The following is a 25,239-nucleotide window of genomic DNA, read 5'->3' on the forward strand; positions in this document are numbered from 1 at the left end:
CCTAAGCCGTGTCGGTGGTGGCCGCGTGCTCGTCCCGCCACCGCCGCACGACCGGCCAGGTCGCGATCCCGATGGCCAGCGACATCAGATGCCCCCAGTTCGTCATCGGGTTCGTGAACGCGATCAGGTCGTCCACGAGCATGCCGCCGACCGCCAGCACGATCGGCCATCGCAGCCACGGCGTCAGCAGCCCCGCGAGCGCGCCCACGCTCGCCGCCACGCCGAAGCTGATGCCGTAGTCGAGGCGGTGCAGCGAGCTGTCGGGCAGGTGGCCGCCCAGGACCGCGAAGCCGACAGGGACCTCGGTGGCGAGGGTCGCGAGGACATGCCCGAGCAGGAAGACCGCGGCCGTGCGCCACCCTCCGATGCGGCGTTCCAGCGCGGTCAGCACCACCAGGAACCCGACCGCGTACGGCGAGCCGACGCCCCCCGCGATCCACAGCGCGCTCGCGACCAGCACGAGCACCGGGTCGTGGAGCAGATGCGCCACGTCCGTACTGGAGCCCTGGTGCAGCGCGCGCACGAGGGCCGGGTCGGCGTACTCGGCGACGACCGAGGTGACCACCAGGACGGTGGCGTAGGAGAAGGTGAAGGGCGTGCCCTTGAGGGTGGGGAGGAGCCGCCAGGGGCGCGGGGCGGAACGGCGTCGGGGGGCCTCGGCTCCGGTCTCGACCGTGATCCCGATTCCGGGTCCGACGGCGCGTACGGTCCCGATTCCGTTTCCCGGCCCCACCTGCTCCTCGACCGGCGCGGACACCGCACCCGCCTGCCGTGGAATCCCGTCCAGGACGGGCCCGGCGGCCGACGGCGTCACGTCGGGCGATGCGGCCCTGCCCACGGTGTCCACGGTGAGGCACTCCTTCCGTTTCACCTCACAGTGGACGCCCGACGAGCCCCTGTCTGTGACCCCGGCCACGCTCGGCCCCATTCACAGAAACCTGACAGCGAAGCTGACGGGAACTTGACGGTCCAGCACCCACTGGCTCTCGTCGCTGCGTTGAGCTCCGCGCGCCACAGCCCGGCACCGCCTCACGACCGGTTCGGAAACCGCCGGTTACACGAGTCAAGTCCCCTGCGTTTCAAGCCATCTGCCGCGTGATGGTGGCCACTTGACGAAAACCTGGTACCCACCCGTTTTTGCTGCTTCCCTGAACGAGCCGCAGGCGACAAAGCCGCGCCCTCATCCGGTCGTGGGCGCGATCGCCGTCCAGTTCATCCGCTCCGCCAAGTAGCCCAAGGCAGCCCCACAAGGGCCCCACGCACAAGGAATCCCGGATGCCCACGCCCCCTTACCGTGACCCGAACCGTCCCGTCGACGAACGGGTGGAAGACCTCCTGACCCGGATGACCCTGGCGGAGAAGGCGGGCCAGCTCTTCCACACGACGCTGACGATGAACGCGGACGGAACCCTGGCCGAGGCCGAGGAAGGCGGTCCTCTGCGGCAGGGCACCACCGAACTGGTCGTGGACGGGCATCTGAGCCACTTCAACCTCGTCGGCCAGTACGGCGTCCGGGAGACGGCCGAGTGGGCCAACCGCCTCCAGGCCCTCGCGGCCGACACCCGGCTCGGCATCCCGGTCACCCTCTCCACCGACCCGCGCCACGCGTTCATCGACAACCCGGGCGCGTCCTTCCACTCCGGCGCCTTCTCCGCGTGGCCCGAACCCCTGGGCCTGGCCGCGATCGGCGACCCGGAACTGGTGGAGAAGTTCGGCGACACGATCCGCCGCGAGTACCTCGCCGTCGGCTTCCGGGTCGCGCTCCACCCGCAGATCGACCTCGCCACCGAGCCCCGCTGGTCCCGCCAGTCCGGCACGTTCGGCTCGTCCGCCGAGGTCACGAGCGCGCTGGTACGGGCGTACATACGGGGTCTTCAAGGGCCCCGCCTCGGGCCGCGTTCCGTCGCCGCCATGGTCAAGCACTTCCCCGGCGGCGGCCCGCGGAAGGACGGCGAGGACCCGCACTTCCCGCACGGCAAGGACCAGGTGTACCCGGGCGGGATGCGCGACCTCCACCTCGCGCCCTTCAGGGCGGCGATCGAGGCCGGCTGCTCGCAGTTGATGCCGTGCCACGGCCGGCCGATCGGCGTCGACGGCTGGGAGGAGGTCGGCTTCGGCTTCAACCGGGACGTCCTCACCGGCCTGCTCCGCGAACGCCTCGGCTTCGACGGGATCGTCTGCACCGACTGGGGCCTGCTCACCGACGCGCCCGTCCTCGGCGAGTCGCACGAGGCCCGCGCCTGGGGCGTCGAACACCTCTCCGTCGCCGAACGCGCGGCGAAGGCCCTGGACGCGGGCGCCGACCAGTTCGGCGGCGAACAGTGCCCCGAGGTCGTCGTGGAACTGGTCCGCTCCGGCCGGATCTCAGAAGAGCGCCTCGACACCTCCGTGCGCCGCCTCCTGCGCGAGAAGTTCGCCCTCGGGCTCTTCGACACCCCGTACGTCTGCCCGAACCGGGCCGAGGAGACCGTCGGCGCCGCCGAGTTCACCGCCCTCGGCCAGTCCGCCCAGCGCCGCTCGCTCACCGTCCTGACGAACAGGTCCCTGCTGCCGCTCACCGACCGCCCGAACCTCTATGTCGAGGGCGTGGTCGCGCAGACGGCGTCGCTGTACGGCAATGTCGTCACCGATCCGGTCGACGCGGACGTGGCCGTGCTGCGGCTGCGCACCCCCCACGAGGAACGGCCGGGCCGGTTCGAGTCGTTCTTCCACTCGGGGTCGCTCGCCTTCCCCGAGAAACGGCTGAAGGAAATCCTCGGGCTGCTCGACGCCGTGCCCACACTGGTCTGCGTCAACCTGGAACGTCCCGCCGTACTCCCGGAGATCGCCGCGAAGGCCGCCGCGCTCGTCGCCGACTACGGGGCCTGTGACGCGGCCCTGCTGGACATCGCCTTCGGCCGGGCCCGCGCCGAGGGCCGGCTCCCCTTCGAACTCCCCCGTTCCATGGCGGCGGTGGAGGCGTCCCGGCCGGACGTACCGGGCGACACGGAGGACCCGGTGTTCCCGTACGGGCACGGGCTGGAGATCTGAACGCACCGGCCGACGCTGCGATCACGCCATCCCGGGGCGACGCCGTCGTAATTCGGCCGCCCTCGCGCAAGGGACGCGTAAAGATGGGTGGATGTCCACCATCGACGCACCCGAAGTAATCGACCGGCGCGAGGGTCCGTACGGCGAGGTCGTGCTGCGACGGCACGGAGAGCTGTTGCAGATCATCGCCAACGGCTGCTTCCTGATGGACACTTCGGACGGGCGCTCGGAGCGGTTGCTGGTCGACGCGGCCCTCGACGCGCTGGACGATCGGTTTCGGCCGAGTGTGCTGATCGGCGGCCTGGGCGTCGGGTTCTCGCTCGCACACGCCGCCGCGGACCCTCGCTGGGGCCGGATCACGGTCGTCGAACGGGAGCCCGCCGTCATCGAGTGGCATCAGGAAGGACCGTTGTCCGCGCTCTCCTCGGACGCGCTCGCGGACCCCCGTACGGACATCGTCGAAGCCGATCTCGTCAGTTACGTCAATGAGACATCCGCCACGTTCGACGCGCTGTGCCTGGACATCGACAACGGGCCCGACTGGACCGTCTCCGACAGCAACGAATCCCTGTACTCACCTGCCGGACTGGCAAGCTGCGCAAGGGTGTTGAGACCCGGCGGAGTACTCGCGGTGTGGTCCGCGAAGCCATCTGCGGAATTCGAGGAAACCTTGGGGAATGCCGGGTTCCGGGGGGTGCGTACCGAAGAGATCCCGGTTGCCCGAGGAGTTCCGGACGTGGTGCACCTCGCGATCCGACCTGGATAGCCGTCGCGCGGCGACTGCCCGTACCCTGCTTCCCTGGCGCCGATCATTCAAGCGTCAATCGCAGTCATGCGCAGCCATGCGTAGTCAAGGGATCACCCCACGGATTCCGGAAAGCAACACAGGGGCGGGCGATGGAGCAGACACACACCACCCACAGCAGCACCACGGCGACGCCGGGCGCCCAGCGCCGGGTGCTCGTGGTCGAGGACGACCCGACGATCGTCGACGCCATCGCGGCCCGTCTGCGCGCCGAGGGTTTCGTCGTGCAGACCGCGTCCGACGGTCCCGCCGCGGTGGACACCGCGGAGGCCTGGCAGCCCGATCTGCTGATCCTCGACATCATGCTGCCGGGCTTCGACGGCCTGGAGGTGTGCAGGCGTGTCCAGGCCCAGCGGCCCGTCCCGGTGCTGATGCTCACCGCCCGGGACGACGAGACGGACATGCTGGTCGGGCTCGGCGTCGGCGCCGACGACTACATGACCAAGCCGTTCTCCATGCGTGAGCTGGCCGCCCGCGTGCACGTCCTGTTGCGTCGCGTCGAGCGTGCCGCGCTGGCCGCCACCACGCCGCGCTCGGGCATCCTGCGCCTCGGCGAGCTGGAGATCGACCACGCGCAGCGCCGCGTCCGGGTGCGCAGCGAGGACGTGCACCTCACGCCCACCGAGTTCGACCTGTTGGTATGTCTCGCGAACACCCCACGTGCCGTACTCTCGCGCGAACAGTTGCTCGCCGAGGTGTGGGACTGGGCGGACGCGTCCGGGACGCGGACCGTGGACAGCCACATCAAGGCGCTGCGGCGGAAGATCGGCGCGGAGCGGATCCGCACGGTGCACGGCGTCGGGTACGCCCTGGAGACCCCGACCCCCTGAGCCGACGCGAGCGTTGCTCCGTATCGCACGGGCATGGCAGGTGCAGGTGTTGGGGGCTGGTGGCGGTATGAACGGTCTCGGTGGGTCGAAGTCGGCGTCGACGGGATCGGCGTCGGTGTCGGTGACGCCGGCATCGGCGAAGGCGGCGTCGGCATCGGTGGCGTCGATGACACCGCAAGTGCGCAGGGGCGCGGGCCCCTTGGGCAATCTGCGGCCCTTCTCCATCAAGACGAAGCTGGGCACGCTCGTCGTGGTCTCGGTGCTGATCACCACGGGTCTGTTGATGATCGCGGTGCGCACCGAGACCGAGCTGCGCTTCATCACGGTGTTCTCGATGATCGCCACGCTGCTGATTACGCAGTTCGTGGCGCATTCGCTCACCGCTCCGCTGGACGAGATGAACACGGTCGCCCGGTCCATCTCGCGCGGCGACTACACGCGCCGGGTGCGCGACAACCGCCGGGACGAGCTGGGTGATCTCGGCCACACGATCAATCTCATGGCCGACGAGCTGGAGGCCCAGGACCGCCAGCGCAAGGAGCTGGTGGCGAACGTCTCCCACGAGCTGCGCACCCCCATCGCGGGCCTGCGCGCGGTCCTGGAGAACATCGTCGACGGCGTCACACAGGCCGACCCCGAGACGATGCGTACGGCGCTGAAGCAGACGGAACGCCTGGGCCGCCTGGTCGAGACGCTGCTGGACCTCTCCCGCCTGGACAACGGCGTGGTACCGCTCCGCCGCCGCCGCTTCGAGGTCTGGCCGTATCTCTCGGGAGTCCTCAAGGAGGCCCAGATGGTCGCCTCGGCGCGCGGCGGCATCACCTCGGGCTCCGGCAACCACACCCGTACGGACGTCCATCTGCACCTGGACGTGCACCCACCGGAGCTGACGGCGAACGCGGACCCGGAGCGGATCCACCAGGTGGTCGCCAACCTCATCGACAACGCGGTCAAGCACAGCCCGCCGCACGGCCGGGTCACGGTGAAGGCGCGGCGCGGCCCTGTGCCCGAGTCCCTGGAGCTGGAGGTCCTCGACGAGGGCCCCGGCATCCCGGAGAGCGAGTGGCACCGCGTCTTCGAACGCTTCAACCGGGGCGCCGTCAGCTCCCCGCACGGCCCCGGCAGCGACGGCGGCACCGGCCTGGGCCTCGCGATCGCCCGCTGGGCGGTGGATCTGCACGGCGGCCGCATCGGCGTCGCCGAGTCCGGGAAGGGCTGCCGGATCCAGGTGGTACTGCCGGGTGCGCCCGGCCTGGGATCCCAGCGCACGTCCACCCAGCCCTGAGGGGTCTCGCCCCCCGTCGCCGGTCGCGCAGTTTCCCGAGGCCATGTTTTGAGGGGCGCAAAGCCGATCCGGGTCGAAGGGGCTGCACCCCCGGGAAATGGGACGGGCAGGGGCGGCGGGGGCGAAAAATCCCCAGGTACCCACATACACCGTGGCCGAATCCCCCCACCATTGCCGAATTCCGCTCATCCTCCCGGGGCTTACATCTCTGCCAAGTTGACGTAAAGTTCGAACCGGAGCCACAAGATCCACCTCTGTCCGCACCGACGGACACGTGTGATCAGGTGCGTTCGCGCAGAGGGCCGCGCCGCAAGACGCCGCAGGCCCGGCCGACGCCTGCCCGGTACATGCCCAGCACACCCGTTCCAGACCGGAACCACGCTTGTTTCCCGCCATTTCCACCCCCGAAACGCACTTTCCAATGTGACTTACGCGACGATGAGCGGGCTCGGCCTGACCTTCTCGGCCACAGAGGCGTAGCCTTTATTCCCGCTGTCCATCACCTTGTGAAGCGGAAGAGGGCGGTTGCCGCCGTGTCGCCACAGTCCCCCAGTAACTCGAGCATCTCGACCGACGCAGACCAAGCGGGCAAGAACCCCGCTGCCGCGTTCGGCCCGAACGAGTGGCTCGTCGACGAGATCTATCAGCAGTACCTCCAGGACCCGAATTCGGTAGACCGAGCCTGGTGGGACTTCTTCGCCGACTACAAGCCGGGCGCCGCTGCCGCCTCGGCTCCGGCGGGTACTGCGGCCGCGGGGGCCGCAGCAACCACCACACCCGCGGCACCCGCCGCCCCGGCCGCCCCCGCGGCTCCGGCCCAGACCGCTCCCGCGCAGGCGGCCCCGAAGCCCGCCGCCGCCGCCCCGGTCCCGGCCGCCGCGAAGCCCGCGGCCGCGCCCGCCCAGCCGGCGGCCGCGGCGAAGCTCCCCGGCCGCCCCAAGGCCGGCGAGGTGACGGCCGCCCCCGACGGCCCGGAGCTGATCACGCTGCGCGGCCCCGCCGCCGCGGTCGCGAAGAACATGAACGCCTCCCTGGAGCTGCCCACGGCCACGTCCGTGCGCGCCGTCCCGGTGAAGCTGCTGTTCGACAACCGCATCGTCATCAACAACCACCTGAAGCGCGCCCGGGGCGGGAAGATCTCCTTCACGCACCTGATCGGCTACGCGATGGTGCAGGCCATCAAGACGATGCCGTCGATGAACTGGCACTACGCGGAGAAGGACGGGAAGCCCACCCTCGTCAAGCCGCCGCACGTCAACTTCGGCCTCGCCATCGACCTGGTGAAGCCCAACGGCGACCGCCAGCTGGTCGTCGCGGGCATCAAGAAGGCCGAGACGCTGAACTTCTTCGAGTTCTGGCAGGCCTACGAGGACATCGTCCGCCGCGCCCGTGACGGCAAGCTGACGATGGACGACTTCACCGGTGTCACGGTCTCCCTGACCAACCCCGGCGGCCTCGGCACCGTCCACTCCGTGCCCCGCCTGATGCCCGGCCAGTCGGTCATCATGGGCGTCGGCTCCATGGACTACCCGGCGGAGTTCCAGGGCACCAGCCAGGACACCCTGAACAAGCTCGGTATCTCGAAGGTCATGACGCTCACGTCGACCTACGACCACCGGACCATCCAGGGCGCCGCCTCCGGCGAGTTCCTCCGCATCGTCGCGAACTACCTCCTCGGCGAGGCCGGCTTCTACGACGACATCTTCGAGGCCCTGCGCATCCCCTACGAGCCGGTCCGCTGGCTCAAGGACATCGACGCCTCGCACGACGACGACGTCACGAAGGCCGCCCGCGTCTTCGAGCTGATCCACTCCTACCGGGTCCGCGGCCACGTCATGGCCGACACCGACCCGCTGGAGTACCGCCAGCGCAAGCACCCCGACCTGGACATCACCGAGCACGGCCTCACCCTGTGGGACCTGGAGCGCGAGTTCGCGGTCGGCGGCTTCTCCGGCAAGTCCCTGATGAAGCTGCGTGACATCCTCGGCGTCCTGCGTGACTCGTACTGCCGTACGACCGGCGTCGAGTTCATGCACATCCAGGACCCGAAGCAGCGCCGCTGGATCCAGGACCGTATCGAGCGCCCGCACACCAAGCCGGAGCGCGAGGAGCAGCTGCGCATCCTGCGCCGGCTGAACGCGGCGGAGGCCTTCGAGACCTTCCTGCAGACGAAGTACGTCGGCCAGAAGCGCTTCTCGCTCGAAGGCGGCGAGTCGGTCATCCCGCTGCTCGACGCGGTCATCGACAGCGCGGCGGAGTCCCGTCTCGACGAGGTCGTCATCGGCATGGCCCACCGCGGCCGCCTGAACGTCCTGGCGAACATCGTCGGCAAGTCGTACGCGCAGATCTTCCGTGAGTTCGAGGGCAACCTCGACCCGAAGTCGATGCACGGCTCCGGCGACGTGAAGTACCACCTGGGCGCCGAGGGCACGTTCACGGGCCTGGACGGCGAGCAGATCAAGGTGTCGCTGGTCGCGAACCCCTCGCACCTCGAAGCCGTCGACCCCGTCCTCGAAGGCGTCGCCCGCGCCAAGCAGGACATCATCAACAAGGGCGGCACGGACTTCACGGTCCTGCCGGTGGCCCTGCACGGCGACGCGGCCTTCGCGGGCCAGGGCGTGGTGGCCGAGACCCTGAACATGTCGCAGCTGCGCGGCTACCGCACCGGCGGCACGGTCCACATCGTCATCAACAACCAGGTCGGCTTCACGGCCGCCCCGGAGTCCTCGCGTTCCTCCATGTACGCCACGGACGTGGCCCGCATGATCGAGGCCCCGATCTTCCACGTGAACGGCGACGACCCGGAGGCCGTGGTCCGTGTGGCCCGTCTGGCCTTCGAGTTCCGCCAGGCGTTCAACAAGGACGTGGTGATCGACCTCATCTGCTACCGCCGCCGCGGTCACAACGAGTCGGACAACCCGGCCTTCACCCAGCCGCTGATGTACGACCTGATCGACAAGAAGCGCTCGGTGCGCAAGCTCTACACCGAGTCCCTCATCGGTCGCGGCGACATCACCCTGGAAGAGGCCGAGCAGGCCCTGCAGGACTACCAGGGCCAGCTGGAGAAGGTCTTCACGGAGGTCCGCGAGGCCACGTCGCAGCCGGCCGCCGCCGCCGCACAGGACCCGCAGGACGGCTTCCCGGTCGCGGTGAACACCGCGATCACGGCGGAGACCGTCAAGCGCATCGCCGAGTCCCAGGTCAACGTCCCGGACCACATCACCGCCCACCCGCGTCTGCTGCCGCAGCTGCAGCGCCGGGCGTCGATGGTCGAGGACGGCACGATCGACTGGGGCATGGGCGAGACCCTCGCGGTCGGCTCCCTCCTCCTGGAGGGCACCCCCGTCCGGCTGGCCGGCCAGGACTCCCAGCGCGGCACCTTCGGCCAGCGTCACGCGGTGATCATCGACCGCGAGACGGGCGAGGAGTTCACGCCGCTGATGTACCTCTCCGAGGACCAGGCGCGGCTGAACGTCTACAACTCCCTCCTCTCCGAGTACGCGGCGATGGGCTTCGAGTACGGCTACTCGCTGGCCCGTCCCGAGTCCCTCGTGATGTGGGAGGCCCAGTTCGGCGACTTCGTCAACGGCGCCCAGACGGTCGTGGACGAGTTCATCTCGTCGGCGGAGCAGAAGTGGGGCCAGACGAGCGGTGTCACGCTCCTCCTCCCCCACGGCTACGAGGGCCAGGGCCCGGACCACTCGTCCGCCCGCCCGGAGCGCTTCCTCCAGCTCTGCGCGCAGAACAACATGACGGTCGCGATGCCGACCTCCCCGTCGAACTACTTCCACCTCCTGCGGTGGCAGGTGCACAACCCGCACCACAAGCCGCTGGTCGTCTTCACCCCGAAGTCGATGCTGCGCCTCAAGGCCGCCGCGTCGAAGGCGGAGGAGTTCACGAGCGGCCAGTTCCGCCCGGTCATCGGTGACAGCTCGGTCGACCCGAACGCGGTCAAGAAGGTCGTCTTCTGCGCCGGCAAGGTCTACTACGACCTGGAGGCCGAGCGCCAGAAGCGCGGCGTCACCGACACGGCGATCATCCGCATCGAGCGGCTGTACCCGCTGCCGGGCGCCGAGGTCCAGGCGGAGGTCAACAAGTACCCGAACGCCGAGAAGTACCTCTGGACGCAGGAGGAGCCGGCGAACCAGGGTGCCTGGCCGTTCATCGCCCTCAACCTGATCGACCACCTCGACCTCGCGGTCGGCGCGGACGTCCCCCACGGCGAGCGTCTGCGGCGCATCTCCCGCCCGCACGGCTCGTCGCCGGCGGTGGGTTCCGCGAAGCGCCACCAGGCCGAGCAGGAGCAGTTGGTGCGTGAGGTGTTCGAGGCGTAACAGCGCTCGAAGGCCGTACGCAGCCGGGCCGCACTCCCTTCCACGGGGGTGCGGCCCGGCCGTTTTCCCGCACTTATCCTTGACCCATGTACTTCACGGACCGTGGCATCGAAGAACTGGAGAAGCGGCGCGGCGAGGAGGAGGTCACCTTTCAGTGGCTCGCCGAGCAGTTGCGGACGTTCGTCGATCTGAATCCGGACTTCGAGGTGCCCGTCGAGCGACTGGCGACGTGGCTGGCGCGGCTGGACGACGAGGACGACGAGTAGGTCCGTCGGCCGCTCAGTCGCGGGGGTGGGCGAGGTCGTAGAGGAGGCCGAGCGCCCCGTGGCCGATCAGTAGGCCGCCCGCGACGATCCAGCCCCCGCTGCGGCGGTACAGGCCCCAGGCCGTGAACGGCAGGCCCGCCGCCAGCTGGGCTGCGGCCAGGGCGCGGGCCCTGGGGGTACCGGCCCAGGGGAGCCAGGGGCCGAGGCGGCCGTGTTCGATGGCGTCGAGTTCCATGCGTACGGCTCCGCGCCAGCCGGTCCACTCGATGCGCTGGACGCCGGGCTGGACGCGGGCGACCTCGCGCAGGCGGTCGGCGGGCTCGCCGGGGGTGAGGCCGACGGGGAGGGCCACGCCCGCGCGCGTGAGCACCGCGAGGAGGCCGAGCATGCGGGTGCGGGCGTTCGCCGTCGGGTCCGGTCGCGTGAGGTCGTCCAGGGGCTGTGCGTCGAGGACCGGGTCCAGGGCCAGGCGGGCGGCGAAGGTGCGCATCGCCTCGTCCTCGCCGACCGGGGTGCCGTTCGTGAGCCAGATGTAGCCGACGGTGCGGCGGAAGCCGGAGGCGAGGGTGTAGCCGCTGCGGTCGGCGTCCCACCACAGGGCGAGTACGGGCCAAGGGGCGCCGACGGCCAGGGCGCCGGCCCAGCCGGTGAGGACACGGTCGACGGGTTCGGCGCCGTCCAGCCAGGGCTTGCCCTCGGGCACGAGCACGCTCCACTCGGGGCCGGCCGGGGTGAGCAGCATGCGTTCGCGGAGCAGCTGGGCGGCCGGGGCGACGGCCTCGGGGTGCGCCCTGCAGAGCAGGAGCGCGCCGGGGGCGGGGGCGGGCGTGGAACCGCCGGGTCGTCGCTGCGGGCTGTCCGTCGACATGCCTCCACGCTAGGGCGATTTGTACGTGTACATCCTCGCGGGATCACCAGAACGGGTGTCTTGACTTTCCATGACCGCGATATATCGTGAATAGCGAGATACGCGATATGGCGTGTCTGGCGTGATGTTCGGTCGAGTGGTGTTCAGTCGAGCTGTCTCAGGTGTCCAGGGGGTTGGCGTCATGTCCGAGTGGTCCGTCGCAGAACCGTGCAAGCTCACGTTCGACGAGCCGGTGAAGGCACTTCACGTCCACGTGGTCAACGGCACGGTGAACGTGGTGGGGACGGACGAAGGTTCCCCTCGTCTGGAGGTGTCCGACATCGAGGGCCCACCCCTGACGGTGACGCAGAAGGACGGCACGCTGACGGTGGCGTACGACGACCTGCCCTGGAAGGGCTTCCTGAAGTGGCTCGACCGCAAGGGCTGGCGCCGCAGCGCCCTGGTCTCCCTCGCCGTGCCGGCGGGCACCCGCGTCGAGGTGGGCGTGGTCGGCGCCACGGCCGTCGTGTCGGGGGTGGACGGGCGTACGGAGGTGAAGGGCGTCTCGGGCGACACCACCCTGGTGGGCCTCACCGGCCCGGTGCGCGCCACGACGGTGTCGGGGAACGTGGAGGCGCAGGCCCTCACCGGCGATCTGCGGCTCAGCTCCGTCTCCGGTGATCTGACGGTGATAGAAGGCTCCTGCCCCAGGGTGAAGGCCGACTCCGTGAGCGGTTCGATCATCCTCGACCTCGACTCCACGGGCGGCCCCACCGACGTGGGCCTCACCAGTGTCTCCGGCGAGATCGCCATCCGCCTCCCCCACCTCACGGACACGGACGTCGAGGCGAACACCGCGAGAGGCACGATCTCCAACGCCTTCGACGACCTCCGGGTCAGCGGCCCCTGGGGCGCCCACAAGGTCACCGGCCGCCTCGGCACGGGCAACGGCCGGCTGAAGGCGACGACGGTCTCCGGCTCGATCGCCCTCCTACGGCGCCCTCCGACGGAGGACGAGCCGTGGGACGAGACCACCTCCGACGGCGACAGCCCGTCTGCCGGTGAGCCCGGCAGGACCGTGGCGGCCGGTGCGCCCGACGGCACCCCGCCCACGGCTGCCCCCGACGGCGTGAACGACAATCCGTCCGACGACCCGGCCTCCGGCACGACCGACAAGAAGGTGCTCTGACATGCCTCCCGTCTTCGCTCACGGACGCCTGCGTCTCTATCTGCTGAAGCTGCTGGACGAGGCCCCGCGCCACGGCTACGAGGTCATCCGGCTGCTGGAGGAGCGCTTCCAGGGGCTGTACGCCCCCTCGGCCGGCACGGTGTACCCGCGCCTGGCCAAGCTGGAGGCCGAGGGGCTGGTCACCCACACCACCGAGGGCGGCCGCAAGGTGTACGCGATCGCGGACGCGGGCCGCGCCGAACTGGCTGACCGCAGCGGCGAGTTGGCCGACCTGGAGCTGGAGATCCGCGACTCGGTGGCGGAGCTGGCCGCCGAGATCCGGGCCGATGTACGAGGCGCCGCGGGCGACCTGCGCCGTGAGATGCGTGCGGCCGCCTCCGAGGCCCGCAGGGGGACCGGGGGCGAGGGTGCCGGTGAGCAGGGCCCGCTCGGGGAGTTCGGGGAGTACGCCGACAAGGAGTCCTGGCGGGCCGCGAAGGAGGAGATGCGGCGCGTCAAGCAGGAGTGGAAGGAGCAGGCCCGGCGCGCCAAGGACGAGAGCAGGCGGGCCCGCGAGGAGGCACAGCGGGCTCGCCGCCAGGCCAAGGAGGCGCAGGAGCGGGCGCGTACGCAGGCCCAGGAGGAGGTGCAGCGCATCGCCAAGCGGGTCCAGGACCACGTCCAGGATCACTTCACCCGGGGTGACTGGCCGACGGGGGTGCGCGAGGGGCTGACCGAACTGGCCAAGGAGTTCGGCGAGTTCGGGAAGGACTTCGGAAAGGAGTTCGGCAAGGACTTCGGGTTCGGGCGCGCGGGGACCGAGTCCGGCCCGGGCACCGGTGCCGCGCCTGGCTCCGATACCGGCCCGAGGCCCGCCGAGCCCGACTTCACGACCACTCCCGAGGACTTCCCCGCCGCGTATGAGCCCGCCTGGGTGCACGAGGCCCCGACGGGCGACCCGGCCCGCGACCTCGACCGCCTCCTGGACCGCTTCCGCGACGACATCCGCGACGCGGCCCGCGACCACGGGGTGACGGAGGACCAGTTGCGCGAAGCCCGCCGCCATCTGTCGACGGCGGCGGCCCACATCGGCGCGGCGCTGCGAGTGCCCAAGGGGTGAGCGGGTGGCGCGGGCAGAGGCCGATCTGCGGGTGGCTGTCGGCTGTCAGGGGCAGGTGAGCACGATCTTGCCGAACAGGTCGCCCGACTGAAGCCGTTCGAAGCCCTCACGGGCGCGGTCCAGGGGGAGCACCTCGTCGATGACGGGGCGTACGCCGGTGGCGGCGCAGAAGGAGAGGAGATCCTCCAGTTCGTCCTTGGTGCCCATGGTGGAGCCGACGACCTTGAGTTCGAGGAAGAAGATGCGGGTCAGTTCGGCGTTCGAGGGGCGGTCGCCGCTGGTTGCGCCGGAGATGACGAGGGTGCCCCCGGGCCGCAGCGACTTCACCGAGTGGGACCAGGTCGCGGCGCCGACGGTCTCGATGACCGCGTCCACGCGCTGCGGCAGCCGAGCCCCGGACTCCAGCGCCTCCACCGCGCCCAGCTCGATGGCCCGCTTGCGCTTGGCCTCGTCCCGGCTGGTGGCGAACACCCGCAGACCGGCAGCCTTGCCGAGCACGATCGCGGCGGTGGCGACCCCGCCACCGGCCCCCTGGACGAGGACGGAGTCACCGGGGCGTACGCCGGCGTTGGTGAAGAGCATGCGGTACGCCGTCAGCCAGGCGGTGGGCAGGCAGGCGGCCTCGTCGAAGGAGAGTTCCTTGGGCTTGGGAAGGACGTTCCAGGTGGGGACGGAGACCTGTTCGGCGAAGGTGCCCTGGTAGCGCTCGGTGAGGATGGAGCGGGGCTCCTTGGGGCCGACACCATGGCCGGACTGGCCGATGACCGAGTGGAGGACGACCTCGTTGCCGTCCTCGTCGATACCGGCGGCGTCACAGCCGAGGATCATCGGCAGCTTGTCCTCCGCGAGGCCGACACCGCGCAGGGACCACAGGTCGTGGTGGTTGAGGGAAGCGGCCCTCACCTTCACGGTCGTCCAGCCGGGCCTGGGTTCCGGAGCCGGGCGGTCACCCAACTCCAGGCCGTTGAGGGGATGGTCGCGGTCGATGCGGGCGGCGTAGGCGGCGAACATGGCCCTGACCCTAGGACGCCGCCGGGGGCGAGGGAACCACGGGACGCTGTGACACGCGTCCCGATCTTCGTGACCCCGCCGGGGCCGATGGGCCGTCCGACGGTGCGTACTCCCCCAGCGACCCCGTCGACTGGCTCCACCACGCCCACGTGGACGTTACGGGGCGCCGTCCGCGCCCACCCGTTCCGGCCCCAGCGGCACGACGTCCGCAGCCGCGGCAGCCGGAACCACGACGAAACGGCCCCGCCCGTTCCCCGGGCGGGGCCGTTCAACCAACCGGCTGATCCAGATCCTGTCGTTTGGGACAACGCCTGGGCCGCGGGGCACCGGCAGCCAAATGGCGCCGTCGCCCGAAAGGCCGCGTGTTCCAAACGGCACGCCCTAACCGACCGTCAACGCCGAGCCACACCCTCGGCACGAGCCGCCGCCGCCACCGCCGCCGTGACCGCCGGGGCGACCCGCTCGTCGAACGGGGACGGGATGACGTAGTCGGCCGCGAGGTCGTCGCCGACGACCGCGGCCAGCGCCTCGGCCGCCGCGATCTTCATGCCCTCGGTGATGCGCGAGGCCCGCACCTGGAGCGCGCCCGCGAAGATCCCCGGGAACGCCAGCACGTTGTTGATCTGGTTCGGGTAGTCCGAGCGCCCCGTGGCGACGACGGCCGCGTACTTGTGGGCCACGTCGGGGTGGACCTCGGGGTTCGGGTTGGCCATGGCGAACACGAACGCGTTGTCGGCCATGGAGGCGACCGCCGCCTCCGGGACCGTACCGCCCGAGACGCCGATGAAGACGTCCGCGCCCGCGAGCGCGTCCTCCAGGGAGCCCGACAGGCCCGCCCGGTTGGTGAGCTCGGCCAGTTCACGCTTGACCGGCGTCAGGTCCTCGCGGTCCACGGAGACGATGCCCTTGCGGTCGGTGACCGCGACGTCGCCGAGACCGGCCTCCAACAGCATCTTCGCGATGGCCACACCGGCCGCGCCCGCACCCGAGATCACGGCGCGCAGATCGCCGAGCCCACGGTCGGTCAGCTTGGCCGCGTTCCGCAGGGCCGCCAGCGTCACGACCGCCGTACCGTGCTGGTCGTCGTGGAAGACCGGGATGTCGAGGCGCTCCTGGAGCTGCTTCTCGATCTCGAAGCACCGCGGCGCCGAGATGTCCTCCAGGTTCACGCCGCCGAACGACGGGGCGAGCCGGACCACGGTCTCGACGATCTCGTCGACCCCGGTGCAGTCGAGCGCGATCGGGACCGCGTCCACGCCGCCGAACTGCTTGAAGAGGATCGCCTTGCCCTCCATCACGGGGAGGGAGGCCTGCGGGCCGATGTCGCCGAGGCCGAGAACCGCCGTACCGTCCGTCACGACGGCGACGACGGACGACTTCCAGGTGTAGTCGTCGACCAGTTCGGGCCGCTCGGCGATGGCGGTGCACACCCGCGCGACGCCGGGCGTGTAGGCGAGGGACAGGTCGTCCTTGTCGCGGATCGGCACGGTGGCCTGCACGGCCATCTTGCCGCCGCGGTGCAGGGCGAACGCGGGATCGAAGGCGTCGTGGGAGTGCGAATTGAGAGGCTCCGCACCGGCGTCCTGATCCGTATTGCCGTCGCCGTTGTCGGTGCGAGGATTGACAATCTCCGCTGCCACTTTGTTTACCCCTTAAGGCTTCAAGGTTTGAGGGTGACCGCTCCCGGTTCGGAAGCGGGCGGGCACCGCGTAGGTCCCAGGTCACCGATGCGTACGGCGACTCGTACGGGCACAGACGCGACGGGCGCGCCGCACACGCGCCCTGGGCCCCGGATGAGGGGTGTAAGGAACCTTCTTACCCGACGGACGGCGCCAAGGACGAGCCCAAGCCTGTTCATACCTCGAAGGTCACAACTCGAAGGTCATTTGCAGCCGAGTACGGACGGCCGCGAGCAGAGTGACTCATCGACAAACAGGGAAACAAGTCCGGACAAGGCATGGCGTGTCACCACATGGCCGCATGTACGGAGTTCGCGGCCGCCCGCATCCTGAGATGCGCCGAAGATCTTCCGGCCGAAAGAAGGGAAGTCCGCACAAGATTCGGCTGGATAGCCCGGTGTGCGTCGGTTCGTGAGGCGATCGGGGGTGACCCGTTATCCGATTTTGACATGGCGGGTCATCTGAATGCACATGCCCGAATGGCAAGATGCGGTAATCACACGAGGTCGCGACACTCGAAGGCGTGTGTTGGCCCCCACCGACCGAATCGGCACATTCTCCACACACCCCGCCGGAGGAATCCACCATGACCGCAAGCACCACCCGTCGTACGACCGGCCTGCGCTCTCGGACAGCCGCGGTCGGCGCGATCGCGGTCGCGGGCGCCCTGCTGCTCACCGCCTGTGGTGACCAGACGAAGAAGGACAGCGGCTCGGATACCGCCAAGACGAGCTCGGCCCCGCTGGCCGACAAGCTTCCCGCGTCGATCCGGGACAAGGGCGTGATCAACGTCGGCTCGGACATCGCGTACGCCCCGGTCGAGTACAAGGACAACGCCGGCAAGGTCGTCGGTATCGACCCGGACATCGCCGTGGCGATGGGCAAGCAGCTCGGTGTGGAGTTCAAGTTCGAGAACGCGACCTTCGACACCCTCATCGGTGGTCTGGCGTCCAAGCGGTACGACATAGCGATGTCGGCCATGACGGACACCAAGGACCGCCAGGAGGGCGTCGACTCCGAGAGCGGCAAGAAGGTCGGCTCCGGCGTCGACTTCGTCGACTACTTCACCGCGGGTGTCTCGCTCTACACCAACAAGGGCGACGACCAGGGCATCAAGACCTGGGACGATCTGTGCGGCAAGACGATCGCCGTGCAGCGCAACACGTTCTCGCACGACCTCGCCAAGGACCAGGCGAAGAAGTGTACGAAGGACGGCAAGAAGGCCCTCAAGATCGAGGACTTCGCGACCAACCCCGAGGCCGAGACCCGGATGCGCTCCAAGGGCGCGGACGTCGTCTCCGCCGACTATCCCGTGGCCGCGTACTCCGTGAAGACCTCGGGCGGCGGCAACTACTTCGAGATCGTCGGCGACCAGGTCGAGGCGGGCCCTTACGGCATCGCCGTGGCCAAGGAGAACACCGAGCTGCGTGACGCGCTGCAGGCCGCGGTCCAGGCGATCATCGACAACGGCGAGTACGAGAAGATCATCAAGAAGTGGGGCGTCGAGGACGGCGCCATCACCGAGGCCAAGGTCAACGGCGGTTCCTGACCTCTGATCGTTCGTCTCGGTTCTGAAAGGCTCCACCCGTGACTGTTGACGTCAACAAGACGGACGGTCCCGCGGACACTCCCCCCGCCGGTCCGGAGGCCATCAAGGCCATTCCGGTCCGGCACCCGGGGCGCTATGTGTCTGCGGCCATCGCGCTCGCCCTCCTCGGCTCGGTCGTCTACGCCTTCGCGCAAGGCAAGATCAACTGGGGTGCGATCCCCGAGTACTTCTTCGACGACCGCATCATCAAGGGCGTACTGAACACCCTGCTGCTCACCGTGCTGTCCATGGTGATCGGCATCGTCGGCGGCATCCTGCTCGCGGTGATGCGGCTGTCGAGGAACCCGGTGACCTCGTCGATCGCCTGGTTCTACATCTGGTTCTTCCGGGGCACACCGGTCCTGGTCCAGCTGTTCGTCTGGTTCAACCTGGGCCTGGTCTTCGAGTACATCAACCTCGGCCCGATCTACAAGGACTACTGGTCCTCCTTCATGACGCCGCTGCTGACGGCGCTGCTCGGTCTCGGTCTCAACGAGGCCGCGTACATGGCGGAGATCTGCCGCGCCGGTCTGCTGTCGGTCGACGAGGGCCAGACCGAGGCGTCGCACGCGCTCGGCATGAGCCACGCCAGGACGCTGCGCCGCATCGTCATCCCGCAGGCGATGCGTGTGATCGTGCCGCCCACGGGCAACGAGGTCATCAACATGCTGAAGACCACGTCGCTCGTCTCGACGGTGCAGTTCGTGGATCTGCTCAAGGCGGCCACGGACATCGGCCAGAGCGCCGGCTCCACCGTGGAGATGCTGTTCCTCGCCGCCGCCTGGTACCTGATCCTGACCAGCGTCTTCAGTGTCGGGCAGTACTACCTGGAGAGGCACTACGCGAAGGGCTCCTCCCGGTCCCTCCCGCCGACACCGATGCAGCGTCTCAAGGCGGCCGTGCTGCCCGCGCGCCGCCCGAAGGGAGTCTCGGCATGAACGCCATGGTGAAGGCCGAGGGCATCCACAAGTCGTTCGGCCCCGTCGAGGTCCTCAAGGGCATCGACCTGGAGGTGAAGACGGGCGAGGTGTTCTGCCTCATCGGCCCGTCCGGCTCCGGCAAGTCGACGTTCCTGCGGTGCATCAACCACCTCGAGAAGATCAACGCCGGCCGACTGTACGTCGACGGCGAGCTCGTCGGCTACCGCCAGAAAGGCGACAAGCTGTACGAGCTGAAGGACAGCGAAGTCGCCCTCAAGCGCCGGGACATCGGCATGGTGTTCCAGCGGTTCAACCTGTTCCCGCACATGACGGCCGTGGAGAACGTCATGGAGGCGCCGGTGCAGGTGCGAGGCACGAAGAGGGCGGACGCGCACCACCGCGCGATGGAACTGCTGGACCGCGTCGGCCTCGCCGACAAGTCGGGCAACTACCCCTCCCAGCTCTCCGGCGGCCAGCAGCAGCGGGTGGCCATCGCCCGGGCGCTGGCGATGGAGCCGAAGCTGATGCTCTTCGACGAGCCGACCTCGGCGCTCGACCCGGAGCTGGTCGGCGACGTCCTCGACGTCATGCGCGACCTCGCCGAGTCCGGTATGACGATGGTCGTCGTCACCCACGAGATGGGCTTCGCCCGCGAGGTCGGGGACAGCCTGGTCTTCATGGACGGCGGTGTGGTCGTCGAGGCGGGCAACCCGCGCGACGTCCTGACGAACCCGCAGGAGGAACGGACGCAGTCGTTCCTGTCGAAGGTGCTCTGACACTCCTTCAAGGGATCGGATCCCGGCGGAACGGCTCCTGACGGAACGTTTCGTGTGAGCGCGCACGAAGGGGGCGGTACGGGAATGCCCGTACCGCCCCCTTCCGCGTGCCCGGACGGTCTGCTTCAGGGCCGTTCCCTGACGGCCTACTTCAGGGCGAGCAACAGCGTGTCCGACGGCGAGGACCACACCGGCCGGGCCTCCGTGAACCCCTTTTCGCGCAGCACGCGCGCGTGCCATTCGACGGAGGGCATGTCACCGTCGGCGTGTTCGCCATAGATCTCGAAGCGGCGGGCGGTCGGACCGGCGAGAACGGGGTCCTGGGCTGCGACGTTCCACCATTGGGCCCAGTCGAGGACGCCGTTCGCCTTGGCTTGTTCCATATGGGCGTGGCGCTGCGCGCGCTCGGCGGCGTTGATCCGGGGCGTGGTCTCGTCGATCATGTGGTCCGCGTTCATGAAGACACCGCCGTCGCGGACCAGTTCCGCGACCTGACCGTAGAGAGCGGCGAGGGGTTCGCTGTGCAGCCAGTGCAGGGCTGTCGCCGTCAGCACGGCGTCGTACGAGTCGTACGGCAGCTGTGCCGGCCAGTCCGGGTCGGTGAGGTCGGCGGTGACGAAGGTGACGCGCCGGTCGCCCGCGAAGGTGCCCTCGGCGATGGTGAGCAGCGCCGGGTCGAGGTCGACTCCGGTGCTGACGGCCTTCGGGAACCGCGCGAACAGCCTGGACGTGATGGATCCCGTACCGCAGGCGAGGTCGAGGACGCGGGGCTCGGGGCCGACAAGGGCCTCGACCATGTCCAGCATCACCCGGAACCGCTCCTCGCGGTCGGGCATGTACCACTCCTGCTGCCGGTCCCAGCTCTCCTGCCAGGCGCGCCAGTCGGTGCCGAAGGCGTCACCAGAGGTGTTGTCGGAACTGTTGCCGGACGTGGTGCCGCTCGTGGTCGTCATGGGAGCCCCTTCTCGCCGTACCCCGTAATACCCTGAAAGCACAATCAGCCGTTACCTTCTCCGTGCGCTCGACAATAGAGCGGCCTCGTAAGGACTACAAGTGGAACTGGCCTATTACTCGGATTACGCCGTCCGCCTCGTGAACAGCGAGGAACCGCTCCGGGGCAAGGACGCGCTCACCTCGGTCGAGGCCGTCCGCGACCTCTTCGGGGGCAATCAGTCGGCGGCCCGGCGTGCCGCGGAGGCGGATGTGACGCGCTTCCGCTCGGTCCGGGGGCGGCTGCGCGCGGTCTTCGAGGCGGCGGACGGCGGCGACGAGACGCTCGCCGTCGACCTGCTGAACTCATTGCTGCTGGAGTTCCCGGTGAGCCCGCAGATCTCCGGCCACGACCACCGGGACGACGACGGACGTCCCCTGTGGCACATGCATCTGGCGGACCATCCGTCGAACGCGACCGCGGGCTACGCGGCGATCGCCGCGATGGGCCTCGCGTTCCATCTGACCGAGTACGGCGTGGACCGCCTCGGCCTGTGCGAGGCGGCCCCGTGCCGCAACGCCTACCTCGACACCTCCACCAACCGCTCCCGGCGCTACTGCTCGGACCGCTGCGCGACCCGCGCCAACGTGGCGGCCTACCGCGCCCGCAAACGCCTGGAGGCGGACCGGTCGCCGAGCACGGGCCGGGCCGCGGAGAGCGCCCAGCGGGCGAGCGCGAGCGGCGAACGCTGACCGCCGGGCCGGGGCCGCACCCGGAACCGGACCCTGCCGAGCACCAGTTCGTCGGGCACGGTCCCGTAGTCCGTGCTGTCCCCGCCGGCGTACGCGTTGTCGCCGAGGACCCACCAGCCGCCGTCGCGGCGCTCGGCCGCCCGCTTGACGACGAGGAGGTCCTGCTGGAACGGATGCCGGAGCACGATCACGTCACCGACCCGTACGCGTGCCCCGTAGTGGACGAGGAGCCGGTCCCCGTGACGCAGAGTGGGCACCATGGAGGGCCCTGTGACCTCGGCCACCCCCAGGGGCAGAACAGCCCTCCCGCGCTCGGTGTCCTGCGACAGCTCCGGCATCACCCGGCACCTCCCCGGTCCATCCTCCACCAGTCCCAGTCTGACCCCGGACTTTTGTCCTAAGCCCATGGGGGCACCCGCGAAATCCCGTTCCGCAGGGAGTAATGTCCCACCTGAGAAGACGATCACGAGGAAGGAATGCTCCATGCTTTCCCGCCTGTTTGCCCCCAAGGTCAAGGTCAGCGCCCACTGCGACCTGCCCTGCGGTGTGTACGACCCGGCCCAGGCCCGCATCGAGGCGGAGTCTGTGAAGGCCGTGCAGGAGAAGATGGCCGCCAACGACGACCCGCACTTCCAGGCGCGCGCCACGGTCATCAAGGAGCAGCGCGCCGAGCTCGCCAAGCACCACGTGTCGGTGCTCTGGAGCGACTACTTCAAGCCCCCGCACTTCGAGAAGTACCCGGAGCTGCACGTCCTGGTCAACGACACCCTGAAGGCCCTCTCGGCCGCCAAGGCGTCCACCGACCCGAAGACCGGCGAGAAGGCCCTGGAGCTCATCGCCGAGATCGACCGCATCTTCTGGGAGACGAAGAAGGCCTGACCCTCGGGTCGTGCCCTCTGACCTGCGGTCTCTTCACTCGCAGCGTCTCACTTGCCGCACCCGGTCCGGATGCCCACCGTTGACGACGGTGGGTGTGACGGGCCGGGTGCGGTTTTTTGTCGCCCGACTGTGAGTGGGGCGGAGGGGCCGAGACCGGGAACGGGCGGGCGGCTCCTGAAGGCCACCGAAACTGCTGGGAAGCGGCACTGAGGAAGTAAGTCCGAGCCGCCGCACACGAGATCGTCCTGGAGCCATGGACCAGCCGTACGGCGTCCGCGACCGCGCGTTCCGCGGCCCGGCGGGGAACATGCTGCGATTTCTGGAAAGAGGAAGCGACACCCATGACTGAGCCCCGGTTCGAGCCCATCCGCTGGACACATGTGTTCATCGACCGTCCGGCGGCGTCCTTCGACCGCGCGTGCGCCTTCTGGACGGCGGTGACGGACACGAAGCTCTCCGAACCCCGAGGGGAGCACGGCGAGTTCGTCACCCTCCTCCCCCGGGGCGCGGACGCCTCCGTGAAAGCCCAGGCGGTCGACACAGCCGACCCCGGCGGCGCCCACCTGGATCTGTGCGTGAGCGACGTACCGGCCCTGGTCGCCTCCGCACTCGCCCTCGGCGCCGAGATCGTCACCCCGCACGACGGCTGGACGGTCCTGCGCTCCCCCGGCGGCCAGCTGTTCTGCGCGGTTCCGTGGCACGGCGAGGCAGTGCGCCCACCGGTGTTCGACAACAGCCGCCTGGACCAGGTGTGCGTGGACCTGGCCCCTGCCTCCTTCGACACGGAGATCGCGTTCTGGACGACGTTGACCGGCTGGGAGTCCTACGCGGGATCCCGCCCGGAGTTCCACGTACTGAAACCCCCGCCCGGCCTCCCGACCCGCATCCTCCTCCAGCGTCTGGACGCCTCCCGCCCCACCTCGGCCCACCTGGACCTGGCCTGCTCCGACATCACCAGGACCCGCTCCCACCACGAGAGCCTCGGCGCCGAGTTCATCACCCGAGCGCCCCACTGGACGGTGATGCGGGACCCGGCGGGCGGCACGTACTGCCTGACGGGGCGGGACCCGGAGACGGGAGGGTTGCCGGCGGCGGGGTGACGGCCGACGCCGCACAACCTGAGCCGGGCCCCCGGTGAGGTCGAAGGGCGGCGCCCCTGGGGGACGGGATGCCCACCCACGGCCCGCGGAGTCGACGCGATCGGCGCAGGAGTCGACAGATCCGGATGACAGCGCAGAAGGTGACAGCACAGAAACAACAAGGCCAACGTGTCGTCCTCACCGGGGCCGCCGCGAGGCGACCTTGATCAGTCGGCCGCGCGGATCGTCGGGCACCCCGGAGACCGGCCACTGCCCGGCCACACGCGGCCTGCGACTCACACGTCCCCGGCCCCGTCCAGGATCGGCCGGATCACCACCGGGTAGTCCGTGAGCCCCTCGGGTCCGGGGCAGCGGGCGACGCGCTCGGCGATCTCCGTGACCCGCTCCAGGCTCGCGCAGTCGAGGACCCAGTAACCGGCGAGCAGTTCCTTGGTCTCCGAGTACGGCCCGTCCGTGATCGCGGGCTTGCCGTCCGCGTCGACCGAGACCAGCCTGGTCTGCGCCGGTTCGGCGAGTCCCTGCCCGTCGACCAGCTCCCCGGTCTCGGCGAGGTCGTCGTTGATCGCGCCCATGTGGGCGTACATGGCCCGCAGCTCCTCCTGGGTCCAGGCCGGGGCGTGCTCGGAGGCCTTGCCGCGCATGCCCTCGTAGTCGGCCTGCGTACCCTGCACCATCACCAGGTACTTCATGAGTCCGCTCCTTCGTCCTCCCCGTCCGGACCGCCCACGGTGTGCGGCTCTCACGGGGAACGTCGGATCCGCCCCGCGCCTCTCGACACGACCCCGCGAACCTTTCTCGGTTCCCCGTGGGCGGTTCTTCGAGCCGGGCCGACCGGGCGAACGGCCGGGCCCGGCTAGCCGGGCTCGCTCCGCCCGTCCCCGTGGCCACCATGGGCGCTGTGAGCGCCATGGGTGCCGTGGGTGGCATGCGTGGCATGGGTGCCGTGGGTCCTACGGGCAACGGCCCGCGGCTTCGCCTCGGCTGCCTCCGCCCTCTGGACCGCCTCGTCGACGTACGCCTCGCACCGCGGATTCGTGCACGGCCCGGCACCCCATACGGGTACGTACGCGCCCAGCGTCTTGTGCCGTCGCACGACGGTGGCCACGGGCCGTCCGCACACCGGGCAGGCATGCTCCTGTGTAGCCATGCCCTCAGGGTATGACCGGAACGCGGCAGCCGCTCCACGGCGGGAACGGCCCGTCTCCACGGCCGTGATCAGCGCTTCCTGTTGAACGTCCGCACCATGACCCCGTTGCCGAAGACACGTGTGCCGTCGAGCGTGAACCCACTGACGGCGAAGCCGGATCCGAACATCGGCATACCGGTGCCGAGCACGATCGGATAGGTCTTGATGACGAGTTCGTCGATCTCGTCGAGCAGCCGGCCCGCGATCACCGAGCCACCGCACAGGTAGATGCCGAGTTCGCCGTCCTCCGCCTTGAGCGCGCGGACCTTGCCGACGAGGTCGTCCGAGATGATCTCGACATTCGGGTCGGGCGACTCCCCGAGGCTGCGCGAGGCGACGTACTCACGCAGATGGGCGTAGGGGCTGGTGATGCCCTCCTTGAACGCCACGTCGTAGCTGGAACGGCCGCTGACGACCGTGTCGTACTTCCTGTTCGGAAGGTCGTCGACACCGAGGGCGCGGCGGCCCTGGGTCGCGATCGTCTCCGGGTACTCCGCCTTGAGGAAGGCGAGGAACTCCTCGTCCACGAAGGGATACATGAACGACGCGTCGCCGTCCGGACCCCCGATGAAGCCGTCGATGGAGCAGGCGATGAAGTACGTGAGTTTACGCAAACCGGTCTCTTTTCGTCGTCCCTCATCAGGCGCCGAGCGCGCCGACCACTTCAGTTATAGTGCTTCAAGTGTAGTGGTTGCAACGAAGTAAGCAGAGGTACGTCGAGGAGGTCGGGCC

General features: G+C 69.6%; 23 protein-coding genes and 1 pseudogene. 14 read left to right on the forward strand and 10 right to left on the reverse strand.

Annotated features, from left to right (window positions below; translation table 11 throughout):
* Nucleotide 1: 1 nt before the first annotated feature.
* Nucleotides 2–838 (reverse strand): rhomboid-like protein, encoded by an 837-nt coding sequence (locus tag SGFS_RS21085; RefSeq protein WP_434028205.1) that lies wholly within the window; start codon nt 836–838, stop codon nt 2–4.
* 437 nt (nt 839–1,275) lie between these two features.
* Here SGFS_RS21085 and SGFS_RS21090 point away from each other — a divergent pair, with 437 nt between their 5' ends.
* The 6 genes from SGFS_RS21090 (at nt 1,276) to SGFS_RS21115 (ending at nt 10,550) form a co-directional block, all read left to right on the forward strand.
* Entirely contained in the window at nt 1,276–3,030 is a 1,755-nt protein-coding gene (locus SGFS_RS21090) for a glycoside hydrolase family 3 protein (RefSeq protein WP_286252430.1), read from the forward strand.
* A gap of 91 nt (nt 3,031–3,121) precedes the next feature.
* A complete protein-coding gene (locus SGFS_RS21095; RefSeq protein WP_286252431.1) occupies nt 3,122–3,796 on the forward strand; it encodes a spermine/spermidine synthase domain-containing protein in 675 nt (224 codons plus the stop codon).
* 131 nt (nt 3,797–3,927) lie between these two features.
* Complete coding sequence (locus SGFS_RS21100) at nt 3,928–4,665, forward strand: response regulator transcription factor (RefSeq protein ID WP_286252432.1); 738 nt, start codon at nt 3,928–3,930, stop codon at nt 4,663–4,665.
* 166 nt (nt 4,666–4,831) lie between these two features.
* Complete coding sequence (locus SGFS_RS21105; RefSeq protein ID WP_286252433.1) at nt 4,832–5,950, forward strand: HAMP domain-containing sensor histidine kinase; 1,119 nt, start codon at nt 4,832–4,834, stop codon at nt 5,948–5,950.
* 533 nt (nt 5,951–6,483) lie between these two features.
* A complete protein-coding gene (locus SGFS_RS21110; protein ID WP_286252435.1) occupies nt 6,484–10,284 on the forward strand; it encodes a multifunctional oxoglutarate decarboxylase/oxoglutarate dehydrogenase thiamine pyrophosphate-binding subunit/dihydrolipoyllysine-residue succinyltransferase subunit in 3,801 nt (1,266 codons plus the stop codon).
* A gap of 86 nt (nt 10,285–10,370) precedes the next feature.
* Entirely contained in the window at nt 10,371–10,550 is a 180-nt protein-coding gene (locus SGFS_RS21115) for a DUF6104 family protein (protein WP_286252436.1), read from the forward strand.
* Between the two features lie 13 nt (nt 10,551–10,563).
* Here the strand turns inward: SGFS_RS21115 and SGFS_RS21120 are convergent, their stop codons facing one another.
* Nucleotides 10,564–11,418: a hypothetical protein gene (locus SGFS_RS21120; RefSeq protein ID WP_286252437.1), complete on the reverse strand. Its 855-nt coding sequence runs from the start codon at nt 11,416–11,418 to the stop codon at nt 10,564–10,566.
* 181 nt (nt 11,419–11,599) lie between these two features.
* On the opposite strand from SGFS_RS21120, the gene SGFS_RS21125 reads away from it, so the two are divergent.
* Nucleotides 11,600–12,586 (forward strand): DUF4097 family beta strand repeat-containing protein, encoded by a 987-nt coding sequence (locus SGFS_RS21125; RefSeq protein ID WP_286252438.1) that lies wholly within the window; start codon nt 11,600–11,602, stop codon nt 12,584–12,586.
* 1 nt (nt 12,587) lies between these two features.
* Complete coding sequence (locus SGFS_RS21130) at nt 12,588–13,685, forward strand: PadR family transcriptional regulator (RefSeq protein ID WP_286252439.1); 1,098 nt, start codon at nt 12,588–12,590, stop codon at nt 13,683–13,685.
* Between the two features lie 45 nt (nt 13,686–13,730).
* Here the strand turns inward: SGFS_RS21130 and SGFS_RS21135 are convergent, their stop codons facing one another.
* Both SGFS_RS21135 and SGFS_RS21140 read right to left on the reverse strand, forming a co-directional pair.
* On the reverse strand, nt 13,731–14,696 hold the full coding sequence (locus tag SGFS_RS21135) for a zinc-binding dehydrogenase (protein ID WP_286252441.1): 966 nt from the start codon (nt 14,694–14,696) through the stop codon (nt 13,731–13,733).
* A gap of 392 nt (nt 14,697–15,088) precedes the next feature.
* Nucleotides 15,089–16,336: an NAD(P)-dependent malic enzyme gene (locus SGFS_RS21140; RefSeq protein ID WP_286252443.1), complete on the reverse strand. Its 1,248-nt coding sequence runs from the start codon at nt 16,334–16,336 to the stop codon at nt 15,089–15,091.
* 625 nt (nt 16,337–16,961) lie between these two features.
* On the opposite strand from SGFS_RS21140, the gene SGFS_RS21145 reads away from it, so the two are divergent.
* From SGFS_RS21145 to SGFS_RS21155, 3 genes are read left to right on the forward strand one after another with little or no spacing between them, the layout of a single operon-like run.
* On the forward strand, nt 16,962–17,924 hold the full coding sequence (locus SGFS_RS21145) for an ABC transporter substrate-binding protein (protein WP_286252444.1): 963 nt from the start codon (nt 16,962–16,964) through the stop codon (nt 17,922–17,924).
* A 38-nt stretch (nt 17,925–17,962) separates the two neighbouring features.
* Nucleotides 17,963–18,901 carry an amino acid ABC transporter permease gene (locus SGFS_RS21150; RefSeq protein ID WP_286252445.1) on the forward strand — a complete coding sequence of 313 codons (939 nt, stop codon included), beginning with the start codon at nt 17,963–17,965 and terminating at the stop codon, nt 18,899–18,901.
* Complete coding sequence (locus SGFS_RS21155) at nt 18,898–19,659, forward strand: amino acid ABC transporter ATP-binding protein (RefSeq protein ID WP_286252446.1); 762 nt, start codon at nt 18,898–18,900, stop codon at nt 19,657–19,659. Before SGFS_RS21150 ends, SGFS_RS21155 begins: the two co-directional genes overlap by 4 nt.
* Nucleotides 19,660–19,805: 146 nt before the next feature.
* On the opposite strand, the gene SGFS_RS21160 is transcribed toward SGFS_RS21155, so the two are convergent.
* Entirely contained in the window at nt 19,806–20,612 is an 807-nt protein-coding gene (locus SGFS_RS21160; protein WP_286252447.1) for a class I SAM-dependent methyltransferase, read from the reverse strand.
* A 100-nt stretch (nt 20,613–20,712) separates the two neighbouring features.
* Here SGFS_RS21160 and SGFS_RS21165 point away from each other — a divergent pair, with 100 nt between their 5' ends.
* The gene (locus SGFS_RS21165) at nt 20,713–21,342 is read left to right on the forward strand and encodes a CGNR zinc finger domain-containing protein (RefSeq protein WP_286252448.1); all 630 of its coding nucleotides are present in this window, start codon (nt 20,713–20,715) and stop codon (nt 21,340–21,342) included.
* Here the strand turns inward: SGFS_RS21165 and sodX are convergent.
* Nucleotides 21,246–21,680 (reverse strand): nickel-type superoxide dismutase maturation protease, encoded by a 435-nt coding sequence (gene sodX / locus SGFS_RS21170; RefSeq protein ID WP_286252449.1) that lies wholly within the window; start codon nt 21,678–21,680, stop codon nt 21,246–21,248. The genes SGFS_RS21165 and sodX overlap by 97 nt on opposite strands.
* A gap of 145 nt (nt 21,681–21,825) precedes the next feature.
* Here sodX and sodN point away from each other — a divergent pair, with 145 nt between their 5' ends.
* Entirely contained in the window at nt 21,826–22,221 is a 396-nt protein-coding gene (sodN, locus tag SGFS_RS21175; RefSeq protein ID WP_093780820.1) for a superoxide dismutase, Ni, read from the forward strand.
* A 341-nt stretch (nt 22,222–22,562) separates the two neighbouring features.
* A complete protein-coding gene (locus tag SGFS_RS21185; RefSeq protein ID WP_286252452.1) occupies nt 22,563–23,321 on the forward strand; it encodes a VOC family protein in 759 nt (252 codons plus the stop codon).
* Between the two features lie 20 nt (nt 23,322–23,341).
* Here SGFS_RS21185 and SGFS_RS21190 read toward each other — a convergent pair.
* The 4 genes and pseudogenes from SGFS_RS21190 to SGFS_RS21205 form a co-directional block, all read right to left on the reverse strand.
* Nucleotides 23,342–23,579: pseudogene (locus tag SGFS_RS21190) on the reverse strand (hypothetical protein); the annotation flags it as partial.
* A gap of 17 nt (nt 23,580–23,596) precedes the next feature.
* Complete coding sequence (locus tag SGFS_RS21195; RefSeq protein ID WP_286252453.1) at nt 23,597–24,010, reverse strand: YciI family protein; 414 nt, start codon at nt 24,008–24,010, stop codon at nt 23,597–23,599.
* 164 nt (nt 24,011–24,174) lie between these two features.
* The gene (locus SGFS_RS21200; protein ID WP_286252454.1) at nt 24,175–24,468 is read right to left on the reverse strand and encodes a hypothetical protein; all 294 of its coding nucleotides are present in this window, start codon (nt 24,466–24,468) and stop codon (nt 24,175–24,177) included.
* 68 nt (nt 24,469–24,536) lie between these two features.
* The gene (locus tag SGFS_RS21205; RefSeq protein WP_286252455.1) at nt 24,537–25,121 is read right to left on the reverse strand and encodes a dihydrofolate reductase family protein; all 585 of its coding nucleotides are present in this window, start codon (nt 25,119–25,121) and stop codon (nt 24,537–24,539) included.
* Between the last annotated feature and the right edge of the window lie 118 nt (nt 25,122–25,239).

The organism is Streptomyces graminofaciens, assembly GCF_030294945.1.
Taxonomy (GTDB): domain Bacteria; phylum Actinomycetota; class Actinomycetes; order Streptomycetales; family Streptomycetaceae; genus Streptomyces; species Streptomyces graminofaciens.